The organism is Mycobacterium sp. 134, from assembly GCF_048282715.1.
Taxonomy (GTDB): Bacteria; Actinomycetota; Actinomycetes; order Mycobacteriales; family Mycobacteriaceae; genus Mycobacterium; species Mycobacterium septicum.
Map to the genome: position 1 here is coordinate 4,468,335 of NZ_JBLVUN010000008.1, position 17,260 is coordinate 4,485,594.

The following is a 17,260-nucleotide window of genomic DNA, read 5'->3' on the forward strand; positions in this document are numbered from 1 at the left end:
GGCTTTGCCAACCTTTCACCGGTCCGCTCACGCCGCTTTGCCGGTACCGTCAGCGTCGCCCGCGCTTGGTCGGGCCCGGCTTGCGGGCGACTTTTCCGGCCGCGGCGCGGGCCGCCTGCTTCGCGAGAGTCTTCTCCCGCGCGGTACGTTTCGGAGCAGGCTGGGCCTGCCCCCGCGACGAACCGGCTTTACGGCCCCGCACAATTCCGATGAACTCCTCGACCAGTTCCGGCTGCGGCCCCTCGGGGAAAGCGAGCGCCACGGGGCAGGTGGGTGCATCGGTGATCGGACGGTACGTGAGGTCCTTGCGGTGATACAGCCGCGCCAGCGATTGGGGAACGATGAGGGCGCCCATCCCCGCCGCCACGAGTTCTATTGCGTCGCCGGTGGTCTCGGGTCGGTGATCGACGACAACGCCGGGAGCATTCGCCCAGTCGACGACGTGATCGAGCGGCACCAGGACAGATTCGCCGTCGAGGTCGGCGGCGGTGATCTCGTCGACGGCGGTGAGCAGGTGATCGGCCGGGACCACCGCGACCGTCGTCTCCTCGTAAAGGGGGATGATGGCCAGCCCAGACGTGTCGGCGGACGGCCGGAGCAACGCCATGTCGACGGTGCCGTCGCGCACAGCGTCGGCGGCATCTGCCGCGGCGACGGCATGCAACAGCAGCGGCACGCTGGGGTGGCGCTCCGCCCAGATCCGAGCCCACTTCGCGGGCGTCCCGCCGGGGACATACCCGAGGGTGAGGGACTGCGGGGTCACCGCATCAGGTTACCGATACGCTGAATCCATGAGCAGGCCAAACGCGCAGTCCATGAAACCCGCCACAGCGGCGAAGAAGCTGGACGTGTACTTGCCCGCGACGCCTGTGGAATTCCAGGAGAACGCGATCACCCGCGCTGATCTCGCCGCCCTGCAGGCGGACCCGCCGCAGTGGCTCAAGGATCTCCGCAAGGACGGGCCGCACCCGAAGAACCTTGTGGCGGCCAAGCTGGGCATCTCGATCGCCGGCCTCGCACGCGGCGGCGTCGGGGATGCCCTTACCACCGAGCAGATCGATCAGCTGCTCGAGGAGAAGCCGGAGTGGTTGGTCGCCGAACGCGAGAGCTACCAGAACGTGCTGACCGAACAGCGACGCTTGAAGGCGCTGCGTGCGGAACAGGCTCGCGAGAGCTGATTCTGAACCGCACCGCTACCGGTCGAAGAGGTCGCTGACGCGATCGAAGAAGCGATCGATGCGTTGCTCCAGTCGCGTGCCTTTGCCCCACTTCTCCCACACATAAATCACGCCGAACATCGCGACGACGATCCCGAAAACCAGAGCGGTGACAAGGATTGCCTCAACGGTTGTCGACATCGGAACATCTTCTCCCCCTCCGAGCTGCGTCCCAGAGGTCTACCCTGCTGCCGCTCGGCCGAGTAGTCGGACGTCAGCTCTTCCGGCGGAAGAGCGGCACGCCCTCGTACGGGTTCCAACTGGTACTGCCGCGGGTGACGTGGAGGAAGTAGGCCCAGTTCGCGGTGCTGGAGTAGAGCGCGCCGATCGCGGCGCCGTAGGCGGCCGGCGGGAAGGTGAAGTTCAGGGCGAATTCGATGAGCGCGATGATGAAGCCCACGACGAACGAGATGCCGAACAGGCTGAGGCCCTTGCGCCAAGGCCCCTTGATCGCAAAGTAGATGGGACCGAAGAAGAATGCCGGACCGTTCGCCCCGAGCCGCATCCGCTGTCCGAACGAGAGCTGCTTGAACGCGGCCGTCGCCTCGGGCGAGGATGCGGGCTGGCCGTAGCGCGAGAAGAAGTCGAACCGGCTGCGCCACTTCTCGGGCACCTCGAAGGCCGCCGGGCCCGGTGCGGGCGCCCCGTAGGGGTTCGGTGCCGCGTAGGGGTTGGGCGCCCCGTACGGGTTCTGCGCCGCGTACGGGTTCTGCGGGTCATGCGAATACTGAGGAGGAACGCCGTTATCGGTCACCGCGCGATAATAGCTGCCGAGCGAAACTCCGTGTTTGCCAGCGGCACTGCCGTTCCAGTGCCTCCCGCATCGTGGCCGTCCCTACGTGCTGTGTTCGCCGCGGAGAATCGGGTCACCACTCGCCATCGTCGCCATCGTCGCCATCGTCGTCGTCCTCAAGCGGCTGGCGCGGTTCACGCATCACGAACACCGCCCAGATCACACCGCCGATCAGCGCCGCGACCATCGCGAAGAAGAGCAGCTGTCCTGCCAGTGCGGCCATCGTCAATCCCCCTCAGAGCCACTCAATGCCTTCCACACACAGTCTGCCGAATGTCGAATAGCCAGTTACCACACGCTTTTTCGCAATCTGCGTGTAGTAACTGGCTATTGAACGTGCGTGCTTACAGCGTCACAACATGCAGCTGACGCAGTTTTCGACCTCAGTGCCTTGCAGGGCCATCTGCCGCAATCGGATGTAGTACAGCGTCTTGATTCCCTTGCGCCACGCGTAGATCTGCGCCTTGTTGACCTCGCGGGTGTCGGCGGTGTCCTTGAAGAACAGCGTCAGTGAAAGCCCCTGATCCACGTGCTGGGTGGCTGCGGCGTAGGTGTCGATGATCTTCTCGTACCCGATCTCGTACGCGTCCTGGTAGTACTCCAGGTTGTCGTTGGTCAGGTACGGCGCCGGGTAGTAAGCCCGGCCGATCTTGCCTTCCTTGCGGATCTCGATCTTCGACGCCACCGGGTGGATCGAGGACGTCGAGTGGTTGATGTAGGAGATCGACCCGGTCGGCGGGACTGCCTGCAGGTTCTGGTTGTAGATGCCGTGCTTCTGCACCGACTCCTTCAACTGCTTCCAGTCGTCCTGCGTCGGGATGTGGATCTCCGCGTCGGCGAAGATCTGCCGGACCTTGTCGGTGGCCGGCTCCCACACCTGCTCGGTGTACTTGTCGAAGAACTCACCGGAGGCGTACTTCGAGTCCTCGAACCCGCCGAAGCTCGTACCACGTTCGATCGCAATGAGATTCGAGGCCCGCAATGCGTGGAACAGCACAGTGTAGAAGTAGATGTTGGTGAAGTCGACACCTTCTTCGGAGCCGTAGTGGATCCGTTCGCGGGCCAGGTAGCCGTGCAGGTTCATCTGCCCCAGGCCGATCGCGTGCGAGCTGTTGTTGCCCTGTTCGATCGACGGCACCGACCAGATGTGGGTCTGATCGCTCACCGCGGTCAGCGCCCGGATGGCCACCTCGATCGACTGGGCGAAGTCGGGTGAGTCCATCGTCTTCGCGATGTTCATCGACCCCAGGTTGCACGAGATGTCCTTGCCCACCTTGGAGTAGGACAGATCGTCGTTGAACTCCGAGGCGGTGGAGACCTGCAGGATCTCCGAGCACAGGTTGGAGTGGGTGATCTTGCCGGCGATCGGGTTGGCCCGGTTCACCGTGTCCTCGTACATGATGTATGGGTAACCCGACTCGAACTGCAGCTCGGCCAGCGTCTGGAAGAACTCGCGCGCCTTGATCTTGGTCTTGCGGATCCGGCCGTCGTTGACCATCTCGTGGTACTTCTCGGTCACCGAGATGTCGGCAAACGGTACGCCGTAAACCTTCTCGACGTCGTACGGCGAGAAGAGGTACATGTCCTCGTTCTTCTTCGCCAGCTCGAAGGTGATGTCCGGGATCACCACGCCCAACGACAGCGTCTTGATCCGGATCTTCTCGTCGGCGTTCTCGCGCTTGGTGTCGAGGAACCGGTAGATGTCGGGGTGATGCGCGTGCAGGTACACCGCGCCGGCACCCTGACGGGCACCGAGCTGGTTGGCGTAGGAGAACGAATCCTCCAACAGCTTCATGATCGGGATGACGCCCGAGCTCTGGTTCTCGATGTTCTTGATCGGCGCGCCGTGCTCACGAATATTGGTCAGCAGCAAGGCAACTCCGCCGCCGCGCTTGGACAGCTGCAGGGCCGAGTTGATCGAGCGCCCGATGGACTCCATGTTGTCCTCGATGCGCAGCAGGAAGCAGGACACCGGCTCGCCGCGCTGCTTCTTGCCCGAGTTGAGGAACGTGGGAGTAGCCGGCTGGAAGCGGCCGTCGATGATCTCGTCGACGAGCTTCTCGGCCAGCACGGTGTCACCGGCGGCCAGGGTCAACGCCACCATCACGACGCGATCCTCGAAACGCTCCAGGTAACGCTTCCCGTCGAAGGTCTTGAGTGTGTAGGACGTGTAGTACTTGAACGCACCCAGGAACGTCGGGAACCGGAACTTCTTTGCGAAGGCGCGGTCCAGCAGCTGCTTGACGAAGTTGCGGCTGTACTGATCGAGCACCTCGCGCTCGTAGTACTCCTTCTCGATCAGGTAATCGAGCTTCTCGTCCTGGCTGTGGAAGAACACCGTGTTCTGGTTGACGTGCTGCAGGAAGTACTCCCGCGCGGCGAGCACATCCTTGTCGAACTGAATCTTGCCGTCGGCGTCGTACAGATTCAGCATCGCGTTGAGAGCGTGGTAATCCGTCTCGCCGGGAAGCGCGTGCGCGGCGGTGGTTACAGGCTCTGCAGCTGTGACGGTTGGTGGCACGTCTGGTCCTTCCAAAAGTCTTTCAACCCCGTGCGAACGGCTTCTACGTCGTCCGGAGTTCCCATCAGTTCGAAGCGGTACAGGTACGGCACGCCGCATTTGCGCGAAATTACGTCGCCCGCGTAGGCGAATTCCGCACCGAAGTTGTTGTTGCCCGCGGCAATGACGCCGCGGATCAACGACCGATTGTGTTCATTGTTCAGAAACGCGATGACCTGCTTGGGCACATAGCCACCGTCGTTGATGTTGGGGGTCGAACGGCCGCCGCCGTAGGTCGGGAGGATCAGAACATAGGGCTCGTTCACCTCGATGCGGCCGTGCAGCGGGATCCGGGTGACTCGGCCTTCGGGCCACTCCAGCTTCTCGACGAAGCGATGGGTGTTCTCCGAGACACTGGAGAAGTAGACGAGATGACTCATCGTGTTCTCCGTCCTCCCCCGTTGATGACCTTCCGTTACGCGCTGGCCGCGACCGTGCTGAGTGCCTTGATCCGATCCGGCCGGAAGCCCGACCAGTGGTCATTGCCGGCCACCACAACCGGGGCCTGCAGGTAGCCGAGCGCCATGACGTAGTCACGGGCCTCGCTGTCGAGGGTGATGTCGACCTTCTCGAACTCGATGCCCTGCTTTTCCAACGCCTTGTAGGTGGCGTTGCACTGCACGCATGCGGGCTTGGTGTACACGGTGACGGTCATCTTCGGTACGGCTCCTCTTGCGGAAAGTGAAAAAACTAGACAGGTGACTGGCAACTGATCGGGTCTTACGTTTCGCTTAAGTTCAGCGACCTTCGGGCCGCCAAAATTCCTGCCGGTCGAAGCCGCTCTCCGGCTGGTCTTGAAACCGACTCGGCCGGATTCGCTACGCTCCGGCCGGCTCCCGAACTGTGGTGGCCTGTCGGTCTCACAGACACTACACCTAGTGGCCGACAGTTCGAAGCCATACAACATGTTCTGAATAACATTTCTGAAATTCCCTGGTCGTAAGCTTGCCAGCAACCACACCGACGGCGTGTCGTGCCCGACTTGACAGACCGTGTCGCGCCGCACCCCTAGATGTACCACCAGCCACCGACAAGCCAGGCCGCCGCAAAGCGCAAGACCCCCCAATAGCAAAGCCGCCGGCCGGGTCGCAGTGACCCAGCCGGCGGCAAGATTTTGCCGCAAAGCGGCGCGAACGGCAAAACGCGAAGACGAACCCTCAGTCGACCTCAACTGTGAGCTTGCCCACAATGTCGCGCAGCGCCTCGGCCACCTCCGCGTTCTCCCTCGGATGCTTGTCGTCGAGAGTCTTGGACGGCACGGAGAGCTTGAGATCCTCGACCACGCGCGGCCCGGCGATGGCAAATGACTTGCGGGTCTCGTCGTGCGCCCACACGCCGCCGTACTGCCCCAGCGCGGCACCCACGACCGCCAGCGGCTTGTCCTTGAGCGCGCCGTTGCCCCATGGCCGCGACAGCCAGTCGATCGCGTTCTTCAACACACCCGGGATGCTGCCGTTGTATTCAGGAGTGACCACCAACGCGGCGTCAGCCTCGGCGGCCGCCGCGCGCAGCGCGACCACAGGCTCGGCCACGTCGTCGGTGTCGATGTCCTCGTTATAGAACGGCAGCTCCCCCAGCCGGTCGAAGATCCGCAGTTCCACCCCATCGGGCGCCTGCTCCACCGCCAGTTCGGCGAGCTGCCGGTTGATCGACGCCGCACGCAGGCTTCCTACCAACACCAGGACCTTCACATCGGCCATGTTCACCACTCCCTTGTTCGTCTGACCCGATTCTCGCAACGATCAACCGGACTGTGGTCCGATTAATTCCACCTGAGTTAAAGTGCAGTTGTGGCAGCCTCCGACCGCCCGACCCAGCTTGCGGGCTTCGACCCGGCGCCACAGGAACGCGGCGATGCCGCGCGAAACCGTGCCCTTATTCTCGATGCCGCGCGCCGGCTCATCGCCGAACGCGGACCCGACGCGGTCAGCACCGACGATATCGCGGTAGAGGCAGGCGTCGGGAAGGGCACGGTGTTCCGAAGGTTCGGCAGCCGTGCGGGGCTGATGATGGTGCTGCTCGACCAGGACGAGACCGCCGAACAGGACGCCTTCATGTTCGGCCCGCCCCCCTTGGGACCAGGCGCGCCCCCGCTGGAACGGCTACTGGCCTACGGCGCCGATCGCCTCCGCTTCGTGCACTGCCACCAAGCGTTGCTGTCCGACGCCATCCGCGATCCCGCCCTGCGCTACGCCGGCCCGTTCACCCTGCACCGCACCCACGTCCGGATGCTGCTCGAAACCGCGGGCACCACAGGTGATCTCGATGCCCAGGCCGACGCCCTGATCGCACTGCTGAACCCCGACTACCTGGCACACCAACTCGCCCACGGCCGGAACCTCGACGAGCTCACGGCGGCGTGGCAGGACACCGCCCGCAAGTTGTGTGGCCACTAGCACCATGACCGCCTGGGTGCTGCATGTCGACCTGGACCAGTTCCTGGCGTCGGTGGAGCTGCGCCGTCACCCTGAACTCGAGGGCCTGCCCGTCATCGTCGGCGGCAACGGCGATCCGACCGAACCCCGCAAGGTGGTCACCTGCGCGTCGTATCAGGCACGTGAGTTCGGTGTGCACGCCGGCATGCCGCTGCGCACGGCGGCCCGCAAATGCCCCGACGCCACCTTTCTGCCATCGGACCCGGAGGCTTACGACGCGGCGTCCGAACAGGTGATGGGTCTGCTACGCGATCTCGGCCACCCGTTGGAGGTCTGGGGATGGGACGAGGCCTACCTCGGCGCCGAGGTCAGCGACCCGGTCGAGCTGGCCGAGCGCATCCGCACCGTCATCGCCGCCGAGACCGGACTGTCCTGCTCGGTGGGCATCAGTGACAACAAGCAACGGGCCAAGGTCGCGACGGGGCTCGCCAAGCCGCTGCGCACGCAAGGAGCAATACAACAGGAGAGCACGCAAGGAGCAATTCAACAGGAGAGCACGCGAGGAGCAGATCAGGCCCCGGGCGTCTACATGCTCACCGAAGCCAACTGGATGTCGGTGATGGGTGACCGTCCGCCCGATGCGCTGTGGGGCGTCGGCCCAAAGACCACGAAAAAGCTTGCCACGCTGGGTATCACCACGGTTGCCGATCTGGCCGCCACCGATGCGACCGTGCTCACCTCGGTGTTCGGGCCCAGCACCGGGCTGTGGATCCTGTTGCTGGCCAAAGGCGGCGGCGATACCGAGGTGAGCTCCGAACCCTGGATCCCGCGTTCCCGCAGTCACGTCATCACCTTCGCCGCCGATCTCACCGAGCGCGGCGAGATGGACGACGCGATCCGCGAGCTGACCCGGCGGACCCTCGACGAGGTGGTCGAGCAGGGCCGCATCGTCACGCGGGTGGCGGTCACGGTGCGCACCAGCACCTTCTACACCCGCACCAAGATCCGCAAGCTGGCCACACCGAGCACCGACGCCGGCGTCATCACCGAGACCGCACTGGCGGTTTTCGACCAGTTCGAGCTGGACCGACCGATCCGGCTGCTGGGTGTTCGGCTGGAACTGTCCATGGACGGGATTCCCACCGGCCAAGTTGTCACAGTCGACCAATAGCCTCGAACCCATGCTGCAGACCATCGCGATCCGGGGCTACCGCTCGCTGCGGGAGGTGATCCTGCCGCTGACCGACCTCACGGTGGTCACCGGCGCGAACGGCACCGGCAAGTCATCGATCTATCGCGCGCTGCGGCTACTGGCGGACTGCGGCCGGGGCCAGGTGATCGGCTCACTGGCCCGCGAGGGTGGCCTGCAGTCAGTCTTGTGGGCGGGTCCCGAGCAGCCGAACGAGCAGACCCAGGGCACCGTCCGGACTCGCCCGGTGTCGCTCGAACTCGGCTTCTCCGCAGACGATTTCGGATACCTGGTGGACCTGGGCCTGCCGCAGATGGCCGGATCGGGTGGCGAGCCGTCGGCATTCGCCCAGGATCCCGAGATCAAACGCGAAGTGGTGTTCGCCGGGCCGGTGCTGCGTCCGGCTTCGACGCTGGTGAGCCGCACCCGCGAGTACGCCGAGGTCGCCGCGCAATCGGGCCGGGGTTTCGACGAGCTGACCCGCTCGCTGCCTTCCTACCGCAGCGTGCTCGCCGAATACGCACACCCGGACGCGCTTCCGGAGCTGTCGGCCGTGTCGGATCGGCTGCGCGACTGGCGGTTCTACGACGGATTCCGGGTCGACGCGGGAGCGCCTGCCCGCCAACCGCAGGTCGGGACCCGCACCCCGGTGCTCTCCGACGACGGCTCCGATCTGGCCGCGGCTGTTCAGACGATCGTCGAAACGACCTTCGACGATCTGGCCCGCGCGGTGGCCGACGCGTTCGACGGGGCCACCGTCTCGGTTGCGGTCAACGACGGGCTGTTCGACCTGCAACTACGCCAGCGCGGCATGCTGCGTCCGTTGCGCGCGGCCGAATTATCCGACGGCACACTGCGTTTCCTACTGTGGGCGACAGCCCTGGCCAGCCCACGGCCACCGTCGCTGATGGTGCTCAACGAGCCCGAGACCTCGCTGCATCCCGATCTGGTCCGGCCGCTGGCCGCCCTCATCAAGACCGCCGCCAAACAGTCCCAGGTGGTCGTGGTGACGCACTCACGCGCGCTGCTGGATTTCCTGGACACCACGCCGGCCGCCGACGAGCAGCGGAGCACGGCGATCGAGGTGGAGCTCTACAAGCAGTGGGGTGAGACGAAGGTGGAAGGGTTCGGCATGCTCAACACGCCGTCCTGGCATTGGGGAAAACGCTAGGGCTGCACGGATTTCGGCCGTAACGCCCGGCTGAACAACACGTTGACCTGTCGCATGGCCACGCTGTAGGGCCACCACGCGGCGCGTTTGAAGGCGTACAGGGCGCGGATGTCGACCGAGGTGTAGATCAGGAACCGGTTGCGCGCCATCCCGGCCAGAATCTTGTCGGCCGCCTTCTCCGCCGAGATGGCGTGGCCGGCGAACCGGTCCACCCACTTCTGCACGTTCGGATCCTCCCGGTCCACACCGGCGATCTGAACGGTCTGCACCAGACCGGTTTTCACCGCACCCGGCACCACGACCGACACCCCGATGCGGTGCCGGGCCAGATCGAAGCGCAGCACTTCACTCAGCCCGCGCAACCCGTACTTGCTGGCGCTGTAGGCGCTGTGCCAGGGCAGTGCGACGATGCCGGCGGCCGAGGACACATTCACCAGGTGTCCACCTCGGCGGGCCTCCACCATCGGCGGCAGGAACGTCTCGATCACGTGGATCGGGCCCATCAGGTTGACGTCGATCATCGAGCGCCAATGTTGATGGGTGAGTTGGTCGACGGTCCCCCATGCCGACACCCCGGCGATGTTCATCACCACGTCCATCGACGAATGCGCCGCATGGATGTCGGCACCGAACGCCGCCACCTGGTCGTAGTCGGAGATGTCCAGGGCCCGGTGGGCGGGGACCTGGGCGCCCAGCGCACGGGAATCGGCAACGGTCTGGGCCAGACCGACCTCGTCCCGGTCGGTCAGGTACAACTCGGCGCCCCTGGCTGCCAGGGCCAAGGCTGTGGCGCGGCCGATTCCGCTGGCCGCGCCGGTGATCAAGCACTTCTTGCCCCGAAAGTCCGCCCGGGCGTTACCCGCGGTATCACTCCCCATAGCGGTGACCTTACCTGTGACGCTAGCCCTCCTGGCCACCCCACAGTGCGTTGAGCCACAGTCGCTCGACCACGTCGAGCGCACGGTCCGGGTCGGTGCCCCGTCCCACGAAGGCAGAGTCGTGCGACAGCGTCATCGCCGTGGTCGCCACCAGGGTCCGTACCAGCGCCGGGAGGTCGTCCGAGATCGGGCGGGCACCTGCGTCTTGCTCGACGAGGCCCACGATCTGGTCGATCACGGCGTCCTCGTAGTCGTTCATCAACTCCCGGATCTGCGCGTCGGTGTTCTGCGCGACGGTGCAGGCCGACATGATCGGGTCGTTGGTGGCGAAGACGGTTGCGGCACTGCCGACCATCCGCTTGGCAAAGGCGGCCGGTGTCTCACCGGCGTCCCGGGGCGCGTAGTTGTGCGTCAACGCCGCGAGTTGTTCCATCGCGTCGGACACGATCACGGCCAGCACCGCGTACTTCGAATCGAAATAGAAGTAGAAGCCCGACCGGGCCACCCCAGCGCGTTCGCTGATGGTGCTCACCGACAGATCGGCGAACGACTGCTCTTCGAGCAGGTCCCGCACGGCCGCCACGATGGCCTCGCGCTGCCGGTCGCCTCGGCTGCGACGGGCCTGCGGACGCCCGGTGGAGCCATTGCTGCTCCCCGGTATCGATTCGGCGGTCATGGCATTAGACCTTTGCATCCACGACGCGCCAGTTCAAAACTTGACATGCGTCAAGTCTGACAGTCAGGATGGCCTCAAGTGGTGACATCGACCACACTTCGTCGGACTTTGTTGGTCAGGAGCGGCCCATGGCAACCATCAGCACCCCGAATTACCTGCTCGATCAGGCCAAGCGCCGGTTCACCCCGACGCCCAACACCTTGCCGGGCATGGGTGCACTGGAAAAGCGCCTCAAGGCCAAGGACTGGGATCAGTTCGTCTTCGCCGAGCCCCCTGCCGGCAGCGGCCTCAAGCCGATCTTCGGCGACTCCGGTTTGCCGATCATCGGCCACATGATCGAGATCTTCCGCGGTGGCCCCGACTACATCCTGGAGCAGTACCGCAAGAACGGTCCGCTCTACTACGCGCAGTCCCCCGCCCTGTCCTCGGTGATGGCGCTGGGCCCAGACGCCACCCAGGCGGTCTTCTCCAACCGCAACAAGGATTTCTCGCAGCGCGCCTGGGACCCGGTGATCGGCCCGTTCTTCGAAGGCGGCCTGATGCTGCTCGACTTCGACGAGCACATGTTCCACCGCCGGATCATGCAGGAGGCGTTCACCCGCAGCAGGCTGAGCGGCTACATCTCTCACATTGATTCGGTGGCCTCGAGAGTGCTGGCCGACGACTGGGTGGCCAATGACCCGCGGTTCCTGGTGCACCCGGCGATGAAGGAGCTCACCCTCGACATCGCCTCGGAAGTGTTCATGGGCGTTCCGGCGGGAACCGACCGCGCCCTGGTCACCACGATCAACAACGCGTTCACCACCACGACGCGGGCCGGCAACGCCATCGTGCGGACGTCGGTGCCCCCGCTGAAGTGGTGGCGGGGCATCCAGGCCCGCAAGACCCTGGAGGACTACTTCGCCAGCCGCATCGGCGAGAAGCGACGGTCAGAGAGCACCGACATGTTCAGCGTGCTGTGTCATTCCGCGGACGAGGATGGGCAGACCTTCACCGACGACCAGATCATCAGCCACATGATCTTCCTGATGATGGCCGCCCACGACACATCGACCTCGACGATGACGACGATGGCCTACCACCTCGCGGCCAATCCGGAGTGGCAGGAACGCATGCGCGACGATTCGGCGCGGATCGGCGACGGGCCAGTGGACTTCGAGGCGCTGGACAAGCTGGAAACCTACGACCTGGTGATCAACGAGTCGCTGCGGATGCAGACACCGCTGCCGTTCAACTTCCGCGAGGCCGTGCGTGACACCGAGCTGCTGGGTTACTTCATCCCCGCCGGGACCAGCGTGGTCACCTGGCCGTCGATCAACCACCGGCTGCCCGAGCTGTGGACCGATCCGGACAAGTTCGACCCGGAGCGGTTCGCCGAGCCGCGCAGCGAACACAAGAGCCACCGTTACGCGTTCGCCCCGTTCGGCGGTGGCGCGCACAAGTGCATCGGCATGGTGTTCGGCCAGCTGGAGATCAAGACCGTGATGCACCGGCTCCTGCGTCGCTACAAGCTCGAGCTGGCCAGCCCGGATTACCGGCCGCACTACGACTACGGCGGCATGCCGGTGCCGATCGACGGCATGCCGATCGTGCTGCGCCCGCTGCACTGACACAGCCCACCGCTTGGCCGGTTGTCGCACGGACTACGAATCACCGTGCGATAACCGGCCATTCGGCGTCTTTGGCGTCTACGGTCGCGACATGACCGCCGACGCCCCCAGGGAGGCCTCCACCCCTCGGGCCACCGACCGCCCCGGCGACGCTTCGCCGTTCGCTCTCGGATTGCTGCTGAGGCGCGCCCATTGGCATGCGGCGGAGGTCATGTCGGAGGCGCTTCACCCGCTCGGAATCGAGATGCGCCATTTCGCGGTCCTCCTCGAGCTCGTCAATCACGGCCCGACCGAACAACGGGATCTGGTGGAGGCAACGGGCTCCGACAAGTCCGCCATCATGCGCGTCATCGACGATCTGGAACACAAGGGCCTGGCGGTGCGTAAGCCGGTTCCGGGTGATCGTCGGGTGCGGGCGGTTGAGATCACCCGCGAGGGCCTCGAACTTTTCGATGCCGCGCACGCTGCCGCGCGGCCACTGGCCGAGCGACTGGTGTCGACGTTGCGCCCCGGCGAGGCCGATCAACTGAAGGAGATCCTCACCCGGTTCAGCCCCCAACCGGAGTCCTGAGGCCCTGCCCGCTCCGGGAATAATCTCGTCCGCGATCGTCTTGAATAAGATAGTCGCAAACGCGACGATTAAGTTTCCGGGAGGCACCCGATGATGGACGTCTATGACGCGGTCACCAGCCGACGGGCGGTGCGCGGATTCACTGATCAACCCGTTCCGGCAGAAGTGCTGCAGCGCGTGCTGACGGCCGCCGCCTGGTCGCCGTCCGGTTCGAACATCCAGCCGTGGACCATCTACGTGGTCACCGGAGCGCCGCTGGCCGAACTCAAGAAGCGGGCCACCGAACGCGTCGCCACCGGCATGCCATGGGACGAGCGGGAGTACGAGATGTACCCGGCCGACATGCAGGCGCCGTATCGCGACCGCCGCGCCGCCTTCGGCAAGGAGCGCTACAGCGCCCTCGGTATCGCCCGCGACGACTGGGAAGCCCGTCAACGCGCCGCGATCGCCAACTGGGATTGCTTCGGCGCGCCCGCGGCGCTGTTCTGCTACATCGACCGCAACCTGGGCCCGGCCCAGTGGTCCGACGCCGGGATGTACCTGCAGACCGTGATGCTGCTGCTGCGCGCCGAAGGCCTGCACAGCTGCCCTCAGATGGCGTGGTCCCAGGTCCGCAGTTCGGTCGCCGACGTGCTGTCGCCGCCGCCCGAACTCACCTTGTTCTGCGGCATGTCGATCGGCTACGAAGACCCGGCTGTCAGCTACATCCGTACCGGCCGCGCGCCGTTGAGCGAAACCGTCACCTTCGTCGACGGGTAGCCGCTCACGCCGCGGTCATCAGCCGATTGGCGCAGGCGATCACGGCGTACAGCGCCGACTGCTCCGGATCATCGGCGAGCCCCATGGCCCACTCGCTGTGCAGGCCGTCGCAGCCTTCGATGAACGTCGCGGTCCGACCGCCGGTGGGCAGCTGATGAAACGACCTGGTCTCGACCGTGATCCCCCGCGCGTAGAGCATCTCGGTCAGAGCTGCGACGGGCCCGCTCGCCGCCGCGGTCAAGGTACTGATGGTGTCGCCCAGGGCCAGCGTGGCCTGGTAGTGGCGAGCCTGCGGCCCCAGCCTGCTGGCTGAACGCTCCATATCGGTGCAGGCCCACTGGCCCAGTTTCAACGCTCCGGGGCCGGCGGCGTATTCGTCCAGGAACTGGTCCCAGGAGGCGGCCTGGCCGGCTTCGCGCAGGCCACGCGGCAGCGGGCCGGTGAAATGGGCGGCGAACGACGGCGCCGGGTCGGATTGCGGTGCCGATGAAGTGATATGCATGTGCCGGTCTTCTCTGGTTAGAGGAAGTGACCGACGAAGTAGCGAACGACCCACAGCGAGGGGTCGGTCTGATCAGACCCCGCTGCGGGTTGCTACTACAAGTCGCCTTGGCACGTTGGCGATGCTAGACGCAGCCCGCCCGGTCACGCAAACACTTTGACTCCGTAGTCTCGGCGGAGTGGGAACGGCATGAGCGTCGGTGAGGTCGTCCTGCTCGTCGTCGCCGGTATCGGCGGCGGACTCACCGGCAGTATCGCCGGTCTGGCCTCGGTGGCCACCTATCCCGCACTGCTGCTCATCGGCTTGCCGCCGGTCACCGCGAATGTGACCAACACCGTGGCGTTGGTGTTCAACGGCGTCGGTTCGGTGTGGGGGTCACGGCCCGAGCTTGCCGGGCAGACAGCCTGGATCAAACGGATCATTCCGGTCGCGGTGGCCGGTGGGGCACTCGGCGCGGCCCTGTTGCTGTGCACGCCGGCCGAGGGCTTCGAGAAGATCGTCCCGTTCCTGCTGGCGTTCGCTTCGGTGGCGATTCTGCTGCCGCGCGGCCGCCAGAGGGAGACACGGGTGGCCGACCATCGTGAACATCGAATCAAGGTCGCCATGGAAGCCGGGGCCATCTTCCTCATCACCATCTATGGCGGTTACTTCGGGGCCGCCGCCGGGGTGCTGCTGCTGGCGCTGCTGCTGCGGACCGGCGGCGCGACGCTGGCGCACGCGAACGCCGCCAAGAACGTCATCCTCGGTGTCGCCAATTCGGTTGCCGCGGTTGCGTTCATCGTGGTGGCCCCGGTGTACTGGCCGGCCGTCATCCCGTTGGGTGCCGGTTGCCTGATCGGCTCACGCCTGGGCCCGGTGATCGTGCGTCACGCGCCGGCCACCCCGCTGCGCTTCCTGATCGGCGCGGCCGGCGTGGCCCTTGCCGTCAAGCTCGCGCTCGACACGTATTGATGTCCCTCGCGCGCGAGAGAGTCAGCTGAACGGGTTGTCCCCCTTGGCGACCCGCGTCCCCAGCGCGAGGAGGTTCTCGGCCGAGGCATGCAGTTGCTCGCCTGCGTCGCGGCTGGCCAGGCCGGCCAGGTACCGCGACCAGGTGCCCTCGATGACGATGCCGAGTTTGAAACAGGCCAGCGCCACATACCAATCGAGCTGATCGGTCTGGCGGCCTCCCGCGGCGCGGTAGGCCTCGATGAGTTCACTGCGGTGTGCCAGACCACCGAGGGCGGCCAGTGCCGACCCCGCATTGATCGGGTTGGGGTCGTCGGGCCAGCACACCAGCATCCATCCGAGATCGAGGAGCGGATCGCCGATCGTGCACATCTCCCAGTCGATGAACGCGGCCAGTTCGGGAGTGTCCCTGCGCAACAGGACGTTGTTGAGGTGCGCGTCACCGTGCATGATGCCCGGCTCGGCGTCGGCCGGCCGGTTGTCCTCCAGCCATTGCGCCAGCTCCCCCACGCCCGTCAACGAGTCGGGAGAATACTGCTCGTGGCGGTAGCTCTCGAGCAGCCCCAGGAATTGCGGAACCTGCCGGGCCAGAAAGGATCCTGGCCGGCGGATGGCGGCGAGTTCACTGTTCTCCCAGGCGACGTTGCCCAGTTCGGCCAGGCTCCCCGCGTACGAGAGCCCGACGCGGTAGCGCAGTTCGGCATCGTCGCGGTAGGCCTGACTCACCTCGGTGCCCGGGTTGAACCCGTCGACCTCCTCCATCAGGTAGAACACCACGCCGATCACGTCGAGATCGGTGCAGGCGGCGACGAAACCCGGATGCGGTACGGCCGAGCCCGCCAGGGTGCGCAGCACCGCGATCTCCCGAAGCATGGTCTTGTCACTGGTCGGCCGGGGGTGTAAAGGCGGGCGCCGCAGCACCATTCGGCGACCGTCGACGCTCATGCCCACCACGATGTTCTGGGTCCCGCCGGTCAGCGGGGCCACATCGGTCAGGGTCGTTCCGATCCGCTCATCCTGCAACCACCGCTGAATGGCGTCCTGATCGGTAGCACTGAGAGTCGGCAATTCCTGCACATCGTCGGGCATGCAGCCATGGTGCCAGCTGCCCTTCCCGCTCAGTGCACGTTCGCCAGTGTCAGTAGGTATTCCCACCGCATCGTGGAGCCGGCGAGGAACCGGTCGCCGAGGGCGGCGATGTCGGCGTCCAGTGCCGCAACCCGATCGGCATCGGCGGCGATGGCCCGGTAGGCAGAGATGGTCGGGCCGTAGTTGGCCTTGAAGTGGTCACGGAACGCCGCGCCGTCGGGGAACAACGCGACGTCGAGTTCTTTTCGCTCACAGGTCAACTCGCCGACCCGGTCGCCCAGTAGGCCCCGCACGTAGTCCTCGTCTCCCCACTTCGGCGGCGGGGACACCCCGGGCGGCGGCGCGGGCACATATGGCTTCATGGTGGCGAACAGCTGTCCGATGAACCCCTGTGGTGTCCAGGAGATCAGACCGATCCGCCCACCCGGGCGGGTGACCCGCACGAGTTCGTCGGCCGCCTGCTGATGGTGCGGCGCGAACATCACCCCGATGCAGGACAGCACGGCGTCGAAGGAATCATCGGCGTAGGGCAGCGCCTCGGCGTTGCCCTCGGCCCAGTCGATGGTCACGCCGGCGTCCGCTCCCAGCCGCCGTCCCTCTTCGACCAGTTCCGGGCACAGGTCGCTGGCGGTGACCCGCGCACCGGTCGCGGCGGCGGGGATGGCGGCGTTGCCGGTTCCGGCCGCGACGTCGAGAACTCGGTCACCGGGACCGATGCCGCTGGCTTCGACCAGTACCGGTCCCAGTGGCCGCACGATGTTGGCGGCGATCGCCGCGTAGTCACCCAGCGCCCACAACGCCCGGTGTTTGGCCTCAAGCTCGCTGTCAGTGGTCATGGTGTTCATCGTGATCTCACTCGGTGCGGCAAATCCAGTACCAGATCTGTAGCGGCACCGGTTCTGGATCTGTACTGGCTTCCGGA

At 65.6% G+C, this 17,260-nt stretch carries 21 protein-coding genes; 8 read left to right on the forward strand and 13 right to left on the reverse strand.

The window, feature by feature from the left end:
• Positions 1–49 precede the first annotated feature (49 nt).
• Positions 50–763 (reverse strand): LysR family substrate-binding domain-containing protein, encoded by a 714-nt coding sequence (locus ACNQVK_RS26015; RefSeq protein WP_418031816.1) that lies wholly within the window; start codon positions 761–763, stop codon positions 50–52.
• A 28-nt stretch (positions 764–791) separates the two neighbouring features.
• On the opposite strand from ACNQVK_RS26015, the gene ACNQVK_RS26020 reads away from it, so the two are divergent.
• Positions 792–1,178 (forward strand): DUF5997 family protein, encoded by a 387-nt coding sequence (locus ACNQVK_RS26020; protein ID WP_418031817.1) that lies wholly within the window; start codon positions 792–794, stop codon positions 1,176–1,178.
• 15 nt (positions 1,179–1,193) lie between these two features.
• Here the strand turns inward: ACNQVK_RS26020 and ACNQVK_RS26025 are convergent, their stop codons facing one another.
• The 7 genes from ACNQVK_RS26025 to ACNQVK_RS26055 all read right to left on the reverse strand — a co-directional run bounded on the left by ACNQVK_RS26025 (position 1,194) and on the right by ACNQVK_RS26055 (position 6,270).
• On the reverse strand, positions 1,194–1,358 hold the full coding sequence (locus tag ACNQVK_RS26025) for a hypothetical protein (protein WP_418031818.1): 165 nt from the start codon (positions 1,356–1,358) through the stop codon (positions 1,194–1,196).
• A 73-nt stretch (positions 1,359–1,431) separates the two neighbouring features.
• A complete protein-coding gene (locus ACNQVK_RS26030) occupies positions 1,432–1,971 on the reverse strand; it encodes a DUF2628 domain-containing protein (protein ID WP_418031819.1) in 540 nt (179 codons plus the stop codon).
• Between the two features lie 112 nt (positions 1,972–2,083).
• Positions 2,084–2,233: a hypothetical protein gene (locus tag ACNQVK_RS26035; RefSeq protein WP_418031820.1), complete on the reverse strand. Its 150-nt coding sequence runs from the start codon at positions 2,231–2,233 to the stop codon at positions 2,084–2,086.
• 129 nt (positions 2,234–2,362) lie between these two features.
• Positions 2,363–4,531 carry a class 1b ribonucleoside-diphosphate reductase subunit alpha gene (gene nrdE / locus ACNQVK_RS26040; RefSeq protein WP_418031821.1) on the reverse strand — a complete coding sequence of 723 codons (2,169 nt, stop codon included), beginning with the start codon at positions 4,529–4,531 and terminating at the stop codon, positions 2,363–2,365.
• Positions 4,498–4,950: a class Ib ribonucleoside-diphosphate reductase assembly flavoprotein NrdI gene (gene nrdI, locus ACNQVK_RS26045; protein WP_418031822.1), complete on the reverse strand. Its 453-nt coding sequence runs from the start codon at positions 4,948–4,950 to the stop codon at positions 4,498–4,500. The genes nrdE and nrdI overlap by 34 nt, the downstream gene beginning before the upstream one ends.
• Before the next feature lie 35 nt (positions 4,951–4,985).
• Positions 4,986–5,225 carry a redoxin NrdH gene (locus tag ACNQVK_RS26050; RefSeq protein ID WP_044517322.1) on the reverse strand — a complete coding sequence of 80 codons (240 nt, stop codon included), beginning with the start codon at positions 5,223–5,225 and terminating at the stop codon, positions 4,986–4,988.
• A gap of 502 nt (positions 5,226–5,727) precedes the next feature.
• Positions 5,728–6,270, reverse strand: a complete 543-nt coding sequence (locus ACNQVK_RS26055) for an NAD(P)H-dependent oxidoreductase (RefSeq protein ID WP_211153723.1) — start codon at positions 6,268–6,270, stop codon at positions 5,728–5,730.
• A gap of 90 nt (positions 6,271–6,360) precedes the next feature.
• Here ACNQVK_RS26055 and ACNQVK_RS26060 point away from each other — a divergent pair, with 90 nt between their 5' ends.
• From ACNQVK_RS26060 to ACNQVK_RS26070, 3 genes are read left to right on the forward strand one after another with little or no spacing between them, the layout of a single operon-like run.
• The gene (locus ACNQVK_RS26060) at positions 6,361–6,966 is read left to right on the forward strand and encodes a TetR/AcrR family transcriptional regulator (protein ID WP_418031823.1); all 606 of its coding nucleotides are present in this window, start codon (positions 6,361–6,363) and stop codon (positions 6,964–6,966) included.
• Between the two features lie 4 nt (positions 6,967–6,970).
• Positions 6,971–8,116, forward strand: a complete 1,146-nt coding sequence (locus tag ACNQVK_RS26065; RefSeq protein WP_418031824.1) for a DNA polymerase IV — start codon at positions 6,971–6,973, stop codon at positions 8,114–8,116.
• Positions 8,117–8,126: 10 nt separating this feature from the next.
• Positions 8,127–9,305: an AAA family ATPase gene (locus ACNQVK_RS26070; protein ID WP_418031825.1), complete on the forward strand. Its 1,179-nt coding sequence runs from the start codon at positions 8,127–8,129 to the stop codon at positions 9,303–9,305.
• Here ACNQVK_RS26070 and ACNQVK_RS26075 read toward each other — a convergent pair.
• Positions 9,302–10,183 (reverse strand): SDR family oxidoreductase, encoded by an 882-nt coding sequence (locus ACNQVK_RS26075; protein ID WP_418031826.1) that lies wholly within the window; start codon positions 10,181–10,183, stop codon positions 9,302–9,304. The genes ACNQVK_RS26070 and ACNQVK_RS26075 overlap by 4 nt on opposite strands.
• Positions 10,184–10,205: 22 nt before the next feature.
• Positions 10,206–10,859 carry a TetR/AcrR family transcriptional regulator gene (locus ACNQVK_RS26080; protein WP_044517313.1) on the reverse strand — a complete coding sequence of 218 codons (654 nt, stop codon included), beginning with the start codon at positions 10,857–10,859 and terminating at the stop codon, positions 10,206–10,208.
• Positions 10,860–10,987: 128 nt separating this feature from the next.
• On the opposite strand from ACNQVK_RS26080, the gene ACNQVK_RS26085 reads away from it, so the two are divergent.
• The 3 genes from ACNQVK_RS26085 (at position 10,988) to ACNQVK_RS26095 (ending at position 13,799) form a co-directional block, all read left to right on the forward strand.
• Entirely contained in the window at positions 10,988–12,469 is a 1,482-nt protein-coding gene (locus ACNQVK_RS26085; protein WP_418031827.1) for a cytochrome P450, read from the forward strand.
• A 91-nt stretch (positions 12,470–12,560) separates the two neighbouring features.
• A complete protein-coding gene (locus tag ACNQVK_RS26090) occupies positions 12,561–13,040 on the forward strand; it encodes a MarR family winged helix-turn-helix transcriptional regulator (RefSeq protein WP_418031828.1) in 480 nt (159 codons plus the stop codon).
• 93 nt (positions 13,041–13,133) lie between these two features.
• Positions 13,134–13,799 (forward strand): nitroreductase, encoded by a 666-nt coding sequence (locus ACNQVK_RS26095; protein WP_418034342.1) that lies wholly within the window; start codon positions 13,134–13,136, stop codon positions 13,797–13,799.
• A gap of 4 nt (positions 13,800–13,803) precedes the next feature.
• Here ACNQVK_RS26095 and ACNQVK_RS26100 read toward each other — a convergent pair whose 3' ends face one another.
• Positions 13,804–14,301 (reverse strand): homocitrate synthase, encoded by a 498-nt coding sequence (locus ACNQVK_RS26100; RefSeq protein WP_418031829.1) that lies wholly within the window; start codon positions 14,299–14,301, stop codon positions 13,804–13,806.
• A gap of 189 nt (positions 14,302–14,490) precedes the next feature.
• Between ACNQVK_RS26100 and ACNQVK_RS26105 the strand changes: the two genes are divergently transcribed.
• Complete coding sequence (locus ACNQVK_RS26105; protein ID WP_409549198.1) at positions 14,491–15,252, forward strand: sulfite exporter TauE/SafE family protein; 762 nt, start codon at positions 14,491–14,493, stop codon at positions 15,250–15,252.
• 21 nt (positions 15,253–15,273) lie between these two features.
• Here the strand turns inward: ACNQVK_RS26105 and ACNQVK_RS26110 are convergent, their stop codons facing one another.
• Entirely contained in the window at positions 15,274–16,338 is a 1,065-nt protein-coding gene (locus ACNQVK_RS26110) for a phosphotransferase family protein (RefSeq protein ID WP_418031830.1), read from the reverse strand.
• 29 nt (positions 16,339–16,367) lie between these two features.
• Positions 16,368–17,183: a class I SAM-dependent methyltransferase gene (locus tag ACNQVK_RS26115; protein ID WP_418031831.1), complete on the reverse strand. Its 816-nt coding sequence runs from the start codon at positions 17,181–17,183 to the stop codon at positions 16,368–16,370.
• Positions 17,184–17,260: the final 77 nt, after the last annotated feature.

What these genes read in the sequence shown, in the direction of transcription:
- ACNQVK_RS26020 (WP_418031817.1), top strand. Translation starts at nt 792, where the DNA reads ATGAGCAGGCCAAACGCGCAGTCCATGAAACCCGCCACAGCGGCGAAG.
- ACNQVK_RS26025 (WP_418031818.1), bottom strand. Translation starts at nt 1,358, where the DNA reads ATGTCGACAACCGTTGAGGCAATCCTTGTCACCGCTCTGGTTTTCGGG.
- ACNQVK_RS26035 (WP_418031820.1), bottom strand. Translation starts at nt 2,233, where the DNA reads ATGGCCGCACTGGCAGGACAGCTGCTCTTCTTCGCGATGGTCGCGGCG.
- nrdI (WP_418031822.1), bottom strand. Translation starts at nt 4,950, where the DNA reads ATGAGTCATCTCGTCTACTTCTCCAGTGTCTCGGAGAACACCCATCGC.
- ACNQVK_RS26050 (WP_044517322.1), bottom strand. Translation starts at nt 5,225, where the DNA reads ATGACCGTCACCGTGTACACCAAGCCCGCATGCGTGCAGTGCAACGCC.
- ACNQVK_RS26055 (WP_211153723.1), bottom strand. Translation starts at nt 6,270, where the DNA reads ATGGCCGATGTGAAGGTCCTGGTGTTGGTAGGAAGCCTGCGTGCGGCG.
- ACNQVK_RS26065 (WP_418031824.1), top strand. Translation starts at nt 6,971, where the DNA reads ATGACCGCCTGGGTGCTGCATGTCGACCTGGACCAGTTCCTGGCGTCG.
- ACNQVK_RS26070 (WP_418031825.1), top strand. Translation starts at nt 8,127, where the DNA reads ATGCTGCAGACCATCGCGATCCGGGGCTACCGCTCGCTGCGGGAGGTG.
- ACNQVK_RS26075 (WP_418031826.1), bottom strand. Translation starts at nt 10,183, where the DNA reads ATGGGGAGTGATACCGCGGGTAACGCCCGGGCGGACTTTCGGGGCAAG.
- ACNQVK_RS26080 (WP_044517313.1), bottom strand. Translation starts at nt 10,859, where the DNA reads ATGACCGCCGAATCGATACCGGGGAGCAGCAATGGCTCCACCGGGCGT.
- ACNQVK_RS26085 (WP_418031827.1), top strand. Translation starts at nt 10,988, where the DNA reads ATGGCAACCATCAGCACCCCGAATTACCTGCTCGATCAGGCCAAGCGC.
- ACNQVK_RS26090 (WP_418031828.1), top strand. Translation starts at nt 12,561, where the DNA reads ATGACCGCCGACGCCCCCAGGGAGGCCTCCACCCCTCGGGCCACCGAC.
- ACNQVK_RS26095 (WP_418034342.1), top strand. Translation starts at nt 13,134, where the DNA reads ATGGACGTCTATGACGCGGTCACCAGCCGACGGGCGGTGCGCGGATTC.
- ACNQVK_RS26100 (WP_418031829.1), bottom strand. Translation starts at nt 14,301, where the DNA reads ATGCATATCACTTCATCGGCACCGCAATCCGACCCGGCGCCGTCGTTC.
- ACNQVK_RS26105 (WP_409549198.1), top strand. Translation starts at nt 14,491, where the DNA reads ATGAGCGTCGGTGAGGTCGTCCTGCTCGTCGTCGCCGGTATCGGCGGC.
- ACNQVK_RS26110 (WP_418031830.1), bottom strand. Translation starts at nt 16,338, where the DNA reads ATGCCCGACGATGTGCAGGAATTGCCGACTCTCAGTGCTACCGATCAG.
- ACNQVK_RS26115 (WP_418031831.1), bottom strand. Translation starts at nt 17,183, where the DNA reads ATGAACACCATGACCACTGACAGCGAGCTTGAGGCCAAACACCGGGCG.